General features: G+C 49.4%; 1 protein-coding gene. It reads right to left on the reverse strand.

Translation table 11 applies throughout. The features are described from left to right. A partial coding sequence (locus ciss_RS09855) for a GTP-binding protein (RefSeq protein WP_235837289.1) occupies nucleotides 1–241 on the reverse strand: 241 nt, incomplete at both ends.

Below are 241 nucleotides of genomic sequence, written 5' to 3' on the forward strand. Positions count from 1 at the left end.
GATCTTGCCGCACCACTGACAATCTTCTTTGCCACAGCCACACTCTAATGCCTTTAACGCCGATCCTGCTACCACCGGTACTTCGTCCCCGGGAAACTCATACGTGCTTAAAAGATCCCGCACTTCCATCTCTACAAGCTCCATTAACTCCGGATCGTCTACCATGTCCGCTTTGTTTAAAAATACCACAATGTAGGGAACTCCTACCTGACGGGCTAACAAAATATGCTCCCGGGTCTGA

Origin of the sequence: Carboxydothermus islandicus (genome assembly GCF_001950325.1) — a bacterium.
Classification (GTDB): Bacteria; Bacillota; Z-2901; order Carboxydothermales; family Carboxydothermaceae; genus Carboxydothermus; species Carboxydothermus islandicus.